The organism is Actinomyces sp. 565 (assembly GCF_010365615.1).
Classification (GTDB): Bacteria; Actinomycetota; Actinomycetes; order Actinomycetales; family Actinomycetaceae; genus Actinomyces.
Window position 1 is genome coordinate 21,166 of record NZ_PIZD01000069.1, and the last position, 9,376, is coordinate 30,541.

The 9,376-nt window shown below is 71.6% G+C and carries 7 protein-coding genes; 4 read left to right on the forward strand and 3 right to left on the reverse strand.

The window, feature by feature from the left end; translation table 11 throughout:
• Positions 1-34: 34 nt before the first annotated feature.
• Positions 35-1,501, reverse strand: coding sequence for a zinc-dependent metalloprotease (locus GZ997_RS11485; RefSeq protein WP_162679980.1), 1,467 nt, complete (start codon positions 1,499-1,501; stop codon positions 35-37).
• A 231-nt stretch (positions 1,502-1,732) separates the two neighbouring features.
• Between GZ997_RS11485 and GZ997_RS11490 the strand changes: the two genes are divergently transcribed.
• Positions 1,733-3,061 carry a S16 family serine protease gene (locus GZ997_RS11490; RefSeq protein WP_343212335.1) on the forward strand — a complete coding sequence of 443 codons (1,329 nt, stop codon included), beginning with the start codon at positions 1,733-1,735 and terminating at the stop codon, positions 3,059-3,061.
• Between the two features lie 141 nt (positions 3,062-3,202).
• Positions 3,203-4,204, forward strand: coding sequence for a thiamine biosynthesis protein ThiF (locus tag GZ997_RS11495; protein WP_238994438.1), 1,002 nt, complete (start codon positions 3,203-3,205; stop codon positions 4,202-4,204).
• Here GZ997_RS11495 and GZ997_RS11500 read toward each other — a convergent pair.
• Positions 4,185-6,305, reverse strand: a complete 2,121-nt coding sequence (locus GZ997_RS11500) for an ATP-dependent DNA helicase UvrD2 (protein ID WP_162679981.1) — start codon at positions 6,303-6,305, stop codon at positions 4,185-4,187. The genes GZ997_RS11495 and GZ997_RS11500 overlap by 20 nt on opposite strands.
• A gap of 136 nt (positions 6,306-6,441) precedes the next feature.
• Positions 6,442-7,575, reverse strand: coding sequence for an NAD(+) diphosphatase (gene nudC / locus GZ997_RS11505; RefSeq protein ID WP_162679982.1), 1,134 nt, complete (start codon positions 7,573-7,575; stop codon positions 6,442-6,444).
• 48 nt (positions 7,576-7,623) lie between these two features.
• Between nudC and GZ997_RS11510 the strand changes: the two genes are divergently transcribed.
• A complete protein-coding gene (locus GZ997_RS11510; protein ID WP_162679983.1) occupies positions 7,624-8,859 on the forward strand; it encodes a cysteine desulfurase family protein in 1,236 nt (411 codons plus the stop codon).
• Positions 8,860-9,159: 300 nt separating this feature from the next.
• Positions 9,160-9,376, forward strand: a 217-nt coding sequence (locus GZ997_RS12495) for a hypothetical protein (RefSeq protein ID WP_203234233.1), incomplete at its 3' end; no start/stop codon positions are given.

The window sequence follows — 9,376 nt, forward strand, 5'->3', positions numbered from 1 at the left end:
TTCCCGGCGCTCGCCCTAGACTCCCCCGACGGCGTCACTGCTCAGACTCGTCCTCCGGGGCGGCTCCCGGCTCATCCGCCTCGCGCGCGGCCCCGCCGCCCGCGTCGGCGTCCTTGGCGCCAGCGGCGTAACCGAGCGTACCGTCCAGCAGGGAGGCCAGGTCCGCGTCCATCTCCGCATCCATGTCCTGGGCGGCACGCCGCATGGTCAGGAAGTCGTCCGGGTTGGCCAGCTCGGCAGCGGTAGGCACGACGTCGGGATGACGCCAGAACGCATCGCGCTCGGCGTCCCCCAGTTCCGCGCCCAGCCTCTCCCACAGCCGTGCGGCCTCATGTACGCGGCGGGGCCGGAACTCCATCCCGATCAGGCGGGCGAATACCTGCTCCGCCGGCCCGCCCTGAATACGGCGGCGCCGGACCATCTCGCGCAGTGCAACGGCAAGTGGCAAATGCGGCGCCAGCGCACGCGCAGAGACGACCTCCACCCAGCCCTCAACCAGGGCCAGCAGGGTCTCTAGGTGCTCCAGGGCCTCCTTCTGGGCGCCCGTCTCCTGGGGGGCGAACATGCCCGACTCGAGCGCACGCCGAATCGCCTCCGGATCGTTCGGGTCCACCTGGGCAACTGCCTGCTCAACGGCGTCGACGTCGATCACGATGCCGCGAGCGTACGCCTCCACAGCGGCCAGCAGCTGACTGCGCAGCCAGGGAACGTGGGCGTACAGGCGGGCAGCGGCCGCCTCCCGCACCGCCAGGAAGAGCCTGACCTGATCCGCATCGGCCTCCAGCTCGGCGGCAAAGGCCGTAACGTTCGCAGGCACTAGGGCCGTCCCCGGCTCGCGGGTCAGCGGCAGACCGACATCGGTGGCGGCAACCGCCTGGCGGCCCAACTCGCCGATGGCCTGCCCGAGCTGCAAGCCGAAGGCGGTTCCGGCCATGGAACGCATGACGTTACCCAGCGCCCCCATCTGGGCGCTCGCGGCCTCGGAGTCCGCCAGCCTGGTGATCTGGTGCTGCAGCGCATCGCCCAGCGCCCCGGTGGCCGCATCGGCCACGGGTGCGCATACATCCTTCCAGACCGGCAGGGTGCGCTCGACCCACTGGGAACGCGACCAGGCCTCGCGCGGCCCGGGCGCCGGCATGAAGTCGGTGGCGGCGTCGAGCCAGAGGTCGGCAACGGCCAAGGCCTTGCTGGTCTGTTCAGCATCTGCGGCGGTAATGACCGGGTCGCCATCACCACGAGCGGTACGCAACGCCAGGTCCTGCCCCATCGACCAGTTGACGGTACCGCTGGCGGCGCCCGCAAACAGCCCCTGCATCTGTGCCTGAAGGCCACTCAGCTGTGCCGGGGTCAGGCGCGACAGGTCTCCCATGCCACTAATCCGGGCGAGCTGCTCCGGGTCAACACCGGAGGCCCGCAGGGCACCCACCGCGTCCGCGGCCATCTGGGGGCCGAACATCGTGGCAAGCAGCTGCTCGATCTCGTCGAAGGGGTCCGCGCTCATGGGTTCCTCTCGGTGGGTCTCAGTGGGTCCGGCGTGTATGCGGCGCTGGCCGGGACGCCCGCGGCGACCGCACAGTGAAAACACCCGGATCATTGCATCCATTCCTGAGTGCGAGCCATGCGACCCGCCCTCGTTCCCCGCAGGCGCCTCCCACGCGCCGCGTGCCAGGTCCCCAGCCGACCTCAGGCGGGTGGCAGCCCGCTCCCAGGATCACCCGTCATGATGTTCCCCGTGACGCTACGCCCTTCCGACGCCCCCGGAACCGAGCCGCACGCCGGCGACCCCGAGGACCACGCCCCGACCACCGTGGATACCTCAGCCGATTCTCCCGAACCGGGCCAATCGGCTGTGCCCGCGGCCGCGACGAGTTCCGCGGCAGGCACCGACCCTGACGTGGAGGATGCCACCGCGGCCGCAGGCTGTGCCTCACCGCAGGCCCCTCACGCCCGCCTCCGCGGGCGCCACCGCTCCCGGCTGCTGATCGGTCTGGCGCTGGCGGCCGCATTGGTCATCGCAGGCGCGACTGTGCCGGTCAATAAGGTCATCCAGGCGCCTGGCCCCACCTGGAACGTGCTGGCAGGCCCGTCCGACGGCGCTGACGAGGACCTGCTGACTGTCACCGGCACCCAGACCTACGAGACAACCGGCGCCCTGCGCATGACCACAGTGTCAGTATCGGGTTGCCCGGGCTACCCCGTGACGTTCTTCATGCTCGTGGACGCCTGGCTCAGTAGTGACAAGACGGTCCTGGACCGGGAGCAGGTGTGCCCGAAGACCCTGACCGCTGAACAGGTTGAAGAGGTCAACCAGGCGCAAATGACCAGTTCCCAGGATGCGGCCGTGGTAGCCGCTCTGATGGAGACAGGGCACGCCCCGCGCATGGTCCTCACAATCGAGGGTACGGCAGAGGAACAGGCTGGCAGCGACCTTCAGGCCGGTGACGTGCTGAAGTCCATTACCACCGCCGGCACCCGGACCACCATTGACTCCTACCCGCAGCTGCGTGATCTGCTGACCACGATTGACCCGGGAACGCCAGTGACGCTGCAAGTGGAGCGAGACGGGGCCGACGTCGATGTCACGCTGAGCACCATCACGCCCCAGGACGCCGATGGGGATGGCCGGCCGGACTCAGAGGGGTCCTTGCTGGGCTTGAGCCTGTCCGCCCGGGCGGACTCCGACGTCGACGCCTCCTTCGGCCTGTCGGACGTGGGTGGTCCGAGCGCCGGCACCATCTTCGCCCTGGGGATCATCGATGAGATCACGCCCGGAGACCTCACCGGCGGCAAGGACATTGCGGGCACAGGCACTATCTCCATAGATGGGACAGTCGGTGCGATCGGCGGTATCAGGCAGAAGATGGCGGGGGCGCGCAAGGACGGCTCCGACTACTTCCTGGCCCCGGCCGCCAACTGCCAGGAAGTGGTTGGCAATGTCCCCAATGGCCTGGAGGTCTACGCCGTGGGCACCTTGCACGAGGCCGTGAGCACGGTACAGGCGATCGCAGCCGATGACACGGACGGACTGATGACCTGCGAAGCCGTGCTCGCCGCCGACTGACCGGCTAGAACCGCGGCGGAGGCCGCCGCGACGACGGTTTTCCACAGGGCGCAGACTGACTCTGGCGGAGCACCCACGCCGGTGCCATGCTGTGTGCGGCGTTCCCGTCCGGGACGCGAGCAGCAACACTCAGGAGCAGATATGCGCTTCCGTGGCCAGTCCCCCGTCCTGTGGCGTGCCCCCGGTGAGAGCCAGATCGGCGCGGAGCAGGGGCATGCGACGATCCTCTCGGGGCTGACCAGCGGCGAGCAGCAGCTACTGGACCGGCTCCCCGCAGAAATCCAGCCCGGCGGCGTGTACCGGGCCGCCCGTTGGAGTCGGGTCCCCCTGGAAAGAGCGCGAGAGATCATTGGCGACCTGAAAGAGGTCGGCGTCATCGACACCTCCCCCGAGCCTCCTGACAACGCGGACGCGGTCTACTGGAATCGGCTGACCGCGGACCCCTCCGAGCGCGCAGCGCGGCTGCGCGCCGGCGCCGTCGCCATCCGTGGCGGCGGAGAGCTGGCCCGTGACGTCATCTGCCTACTGGTGGAGGCCGGGGTAGTCACGATCCTGCCCGACGACTGCACGCTGGAGGAATGGGCTCAGAGCCTGTCCCCGCAGGTTCGCACCCGGGCGCCGCTGGACCGGAGCCCGGACGTGGTCCTGACCCTGGACGGTCATGTCATCGACCCGGTGTGCGCGCGTGACCTGGCGCGGGCCGGGGTCACGCAGCTGCCGGTGGTGGTGCGGGAGGTCAGTGTGCGGGTGGGGCCCCTAGTGACCGAGGACTCCCCGGTATGCACTACCTGCCTGGACCTGTGGGAACGCGACGCCGATCCCAGCTGGCCCTCCCTAGCCACCCAGTTACGCCTGCTGCCGGCACCGGTGATGGAGCGCCTGCTGCTGCATCAGGCTGCGGCATTGGCGGCGCGTGCGGTGGTGGATGTCATCACCGGTCGCGGAGACTTGTGGGAGGGCCGTAGCGTCGAGCTGACCGCAGCCGAGCCCGTGGGCACGGAACGCCGCTGGCACCCGCATCCCGAGTGCCTGTGCCAGCGGGTGACGGACGGTGAGGCGCACGCTGATGCAGCGGCGCCCGGTACCACTGGAACGGCGGGCGGCACGCATACGCTGCTATGGGTCACTGACTCTCTAGGGTGAATTCACGCACCACCCGCAGCACATCGGGCCCGTATTCCTTGAGCTTGACTGCGCCCACCCCACGGATAAGCGATAGCTGCGGTAGCACGCTCGGCTTTACGACGGCGATCGAGCGCAGGGTGGCATCGGCGAACACGGTGTACGCCGGCTTCGATCCCGCCTTGGCGACCTGGGAGCGCCAGGCGCGCAGCTGCTCGAACAGTGCAACGGTGGACGGGTCATTCTCGGCCTCGAAGTCGGCGGCCGCCTGCTTGGCGCGAGCGCGCGCGCCTGACCCTGCGCCGGAGCGGCGGCCCGCGGGGGAGCCGGCGTCGGTGGGCCAGATGCCGTCTAGGAAGCGGGAGGGCTTGCGCGCGGCGCGACCGCCGGGGTTGCGAGCGCGCGCGTAGGAGATCACCAGGTGCTCGCGGGCGCGGGTGACACCCACGTACAGCAGGCGCCGCTCCTCCTCAATCGCGGCGGGTCCTTCGGCCAGGGAGATCGGCAGCAGCCCCTCGCATGCGCCGATGAGCAGTACCGCATCCCATTCCAGTCCCTTGGCGGCGTGCAGGGAGGACAGGGTGACGCCCTCGACAGTGGGCGCGTTCTGGGCGTCCGCGCGGGCCGCGAGCTCAGCTACCAGACCGTCCAGATCCGCGCCGCGCCGCTCGCCGAGCTGGTCGGCCAGTTCCACGATCGCATTCAGGGAGTCCCAGCGCTCCCGCATGGCGCCGCGGGCGGCGGGCGGCTGCTCGCTCCAGCCCTCCCGGGACAGCACCATGCGGGCGTCCGCGCCCGGATCCCCGGTGAGAGCGGCGCGCTCGGTGCGGGCCGCGGCCCGCAGCAGCACCATGGCGCGTTTGACCTCCTCCCGCTCGAAGAAGCGCTCCCCGCCGCGCACCAGGTACCCGATGCCGGCGTCGGCCAGTGCCTGCTCAACCACCTCGGACTGGGAGTTGGTGCGGTACAGGACGGCGATCTCGGACAGGGGCACACCGGCGGCCTGCAGCCTCTGCACCTGGGCGACTACTCCGGCGGCCTCGGCGACGTCGTCGTCGTACGCCTCGAAGCGCACCGCGGGGCCGGAGGGCCGCTGCGCCTGCAACTGCACCGCCCCGGGAGGCAGGGACAGGGCCCCGGCACTGCGCCGCGAGCGCGACAGCACCCGGTTGGCCAGGGACACCACCTGCGGGGTGGAGCGGTAGTCGCGGGTCAGCCGCACGGTGCGGGCGCCGTCGTAGCGGGACGCGAAGCCGGTGAGGAAGTCGGGGGTGGCGCCGGTAAAGGAGTAGATGGTCTGGGAGACGTCGCCGACCACGCACAGCTGGCGGCGTCGCCCGAGCCACAGGTCGAGCAGCCGCTGCTGGAGCGGGGAGACGTCCTGGTACTCGTCGACCACGAAGTGCTTGTACTGGCCGCGAATCTGGGCAGCGATGTCCTCCCGGTCCTTGAGGATGCCGACCATCAGCAGAAGCACGTCCTCAAAGTCGATCACGCCCCGCTCCGCCTTGACCTCCTCGTAAACGGCCAATAGCTGGGCGACGGTGGTCGGCTCGAGATTCCCCACCCCGACGCGCCCCTGGGCGGCGGCCGCCTGGGCGTAGTCCTCCGGCAGGGTCATGGTGACCTTGGCCCACTCGACCTCGGCCGCCAGGTCGCGGATCAGGGCGCGGTCCGTGCTCAGGCCCAGGCGGTGGGCGGCGGTGCCCACCAGGCGGCCCTTGTAGCGCTCAATCTCATGGCGGCGCCCGCCGATGGCGGTGGGCCAGAAGTAGGTCAGCTGGCGCAGCGCGGCGGAGTGGAAGGTGCGGGCCTGAGCGCCATGCACCCCCAAGTCCGTAAGCCGTGAGCGCATCTCCCCGGCGGCGCGGGCGGTGAAGGTCACAGCCAGGACCTGGGTGGGCTGATAGGCGCCCACCGCCACGCCATGGGCGATCCGGTAGGTGATCGCCCGGGTCTTGCCGGTGCCGGCGCCTGCCAGCACGCACAGGGCTCCTTCCAGATGCTCGGCGACTTGGCGCTGATCGGGGTCGAGGGCGTCGAGCAGCTGGGCGGGGCTGGGCAGAGCGGCGGGCGCGCCCGCGGGGCGCGGGGCCTCGGCTGCCTGGGCATGGTCGTTCATCGCGGCCCAGCCTGCCACGCCCGGCTGACATGATTAGCCGGCGAGGCTCTAGCTGGTCCGGGGTAAGCCCGGCTCCGGCCCGCGCACGTGGCTGCCCAGTTAACCCGCTGCCTCGCCGCGGCCCAGTCCCCTGGGGTCAGCCGATGGGGGCGCCGTACCAGTCCTCTATCAGCATCCTGGCGATTGAGGTCCGCCCGGGCAGGATGACGGTGCCGGCGGCTACGGCGTCTGCAATCTCGGTGCGGCTGAGCACGATCGCATCGGTCACCTCTGCGCCATCGGGGCGCGCCAGGTGCTCGCCGGGCGCCAGCCGCGCCCGGTAGCCGAGCATGAGGGAGCGCGGAAAGGGCCAGGGCTGGCTGGCGACGAACTCCACGCTGGCCACTTTCAGCCCGGTCTCCTCGGCTACCTCGCGGACAACGGCGGCCTCGGCGGGCTCACCAGCCTCCACGAAGCCGGCGACTGTGGAGTAGCGGTGTTGCTCCCAGGTGGCACCGTGGACCAGCACGATGCGGTCGGCGTCGTCGGTGACGGCCATGATGACGGCGGGGTCGGTGCGGGGAAAGCTGAGGGCCTCGCAGCTGGTGCAGCGCCGTGCCCAGCCGGCCTGGACGATCTGGGTGCGGCCGCCGCACAGGGGGCAGAAGCCGGAGCGGGCGTGCCAGGCGGCCAGGGCAGTGGCGGGGGTCGCCAGCCCGGCGTCGTGGGCATCCAGTTCGGCGCCGACGGCCCGTAGTGCTGATAGCGGGAAGCGCTCCATTGCCCGCATTAGGGAGGGGTGGGGGCGGCTGGCGCCCTCGGCGTCGGTGGGGGTGGCGACGTCGTCGGTGGGAACGACGACGGCGATCCAGGCGGCCCCAGCGGCATCGCCGGTGCCGCTGCCGCGTTCACGCCCCAGGTACAAGCGGGTCAGGCCGGTGGCGTCTACGTCGGCGGCGGTCAGGGGCGCGAGCCGGGGACGGACAGCGCTGGGGGCGTCGGCTGCGTGGCCGGGCCGCCAGACGGCGTCGTCGCGGTCATGCGGCACGGCGGGGGCGAGGCCGTCGTCGGGCAGGTCCGCGGCGGTGGCCGGGGCATCCAGGGCGACGCGTCCGCGGGCGTCCACCAGCAGCAGGCGAGTGGCTGGGTCTGCGGCAAGCCGGTCGAGCAGGCCAGGCTCGCCGCGGCGCTCGGCGTCACGGTCGGTCGTGGCGCGTGACAGGGAGCGGGCAGTGGTCCCTGTGGTTCCGGGAGCGAGACGGTCGGGGGCTGGCTGCGGGGCGGAGGTCATGTGGCCAGCCTATCCGCGGCCGGTTTAGGCGGCGGATACGCTGCCCGCATGAGTTCCGGGAGTACCGCCGCGCGCGTCTACCTTGACCATGCCGCCACCACGCCCGTGCGGGCGGAGGTGGCCGAGCAGGTCGCCCACGACCTGGCCGGTGATCTGGGCGGGTGGGCTAATCCGGCGGCGCAGCACGCTTCGGGGCGCCGGGCCGGGGCGCTGTTGGCGCAGGCACGTTCCCGGCTGGCTGGGGCACTGGGGGTGGACCCGCATGAGGTGGTCTTCACCGGGAGCGGCACCGAGGCGGACGCACTGGCCGTGGTTGGCCGGGTGCTGGCGGCCCGGGCCGCTGGAGTGGATCGTCCGCGCCTAGTCACCTCCCCGGTTGAGCATCCGGCGGTGCTGGAAAGTGCGCGCACCGCCGCAGCACAGCTGGGCGGCGAGCATGTGCAGCTGCCCGTGGACGGGGCGGGCCGGGTGCAGGCCGGGGCGATTGGCGAGGTACTGGCGTGCGGGGCCGCCCTGGTGAGCGTGATGGCTGCGAACAACGAGACCGGTGCAGTGCAGGACCTGGCCGGGATCGTGGCGGCGGTGCGCGCGGCTACCGGCACCGACCGGCCGGACGCGCCGGGTTACGTGCCTGTGCACAGCGATGCGGTGGCGGCGGTGGGCCGGGTGCAACTGGACTTTCACGGCTGGGGGCTGGATGCGCTGTCGTTGAGCGGGCACAAGCTCGGGGCGCCGGTCGGCGTCGGCGCCCTGATTGCGCGGCGGGACTTCTCCCTGGTGGCGCCGACCGGGGGCGGACGCCAGGAGCGGGGACTGCGCTCGGGCACGCAGGACGTGGTCGGGGCGCGGGCACTGGCGCTGGCCGTGGAGCTGACCGTGGCCGAGCGGGCGGCGGAGACGGCACGGTTGGAGCCGCTGCGCGCGCGCCTGCTGGCGGGGGCGACGGCGCTGGCGGGTGTGCACGCGACCCTGCCCGATGACGCGGCGCACCTGCCCGGCACGGCGCACCTGTGGGTGGAGGACGCCGACGCCGAGGCGCTGCTGATGGCGCTGGATATGGCGGGTATCGACGTTTCAGCCGGGTCGGCCTGTCATGCGGGGGTCGCGCAGCCGAGCCACGTCATGCTGGCGATGGGTTACGAGGAAGGGGCGGCGCGGGCGACGCTGCGCTGCTCCATGGGCCGGGAGACGGGCGCCGAGGACGTTGAGCGCCTGCTGGCGGTCCTGCCCGACGCCGTACACACGGCCCGCCGGGCCCGACGGCGCGGCGCACGGCGCTCATAGCCGACACCTCCCGCCCCGATCCAGTGCCGAGTTCGGTAGACGTTACGTGCCGAGATCGGTTGGTGTGACGTGGGTCGGCTGGGCGGGCCCGGAGGAGTCGCTGCGATGAGCCGTCCCGGGCGAGGGCCAGGGCTCCAAGCACCCAGCCACCGAAGACCCCGCCCTGTGAAGGGTTTTCCACAGGCGCGATGGAGCCAGTAGCGCCGCGGCTGCTGGTCACGCTACGGTTGCGTGCGTTAACGCCAAGCCGAAGCCCCAGCAAGTCCCGCCCGGGTCCTCATCGAGGAGGCCACCCCCAACATGCCCACACACCCAAGCAAGCCACACGCCAGCACCCGCCACCACCAGGCCCGCGCCGCTGCCGCACACCCCCATGCGCCGAAACCTGCGCGCCGAGCAGATCACCTGCGCCGAGCCGGCGCACTGGCCATCTGCCTCGCCCTACTGGGCGCCGGCTGCTCACACGCCGCCAACCGCACCACCTACACCCCCACCTGGACCCCACCCGCCACAGCCA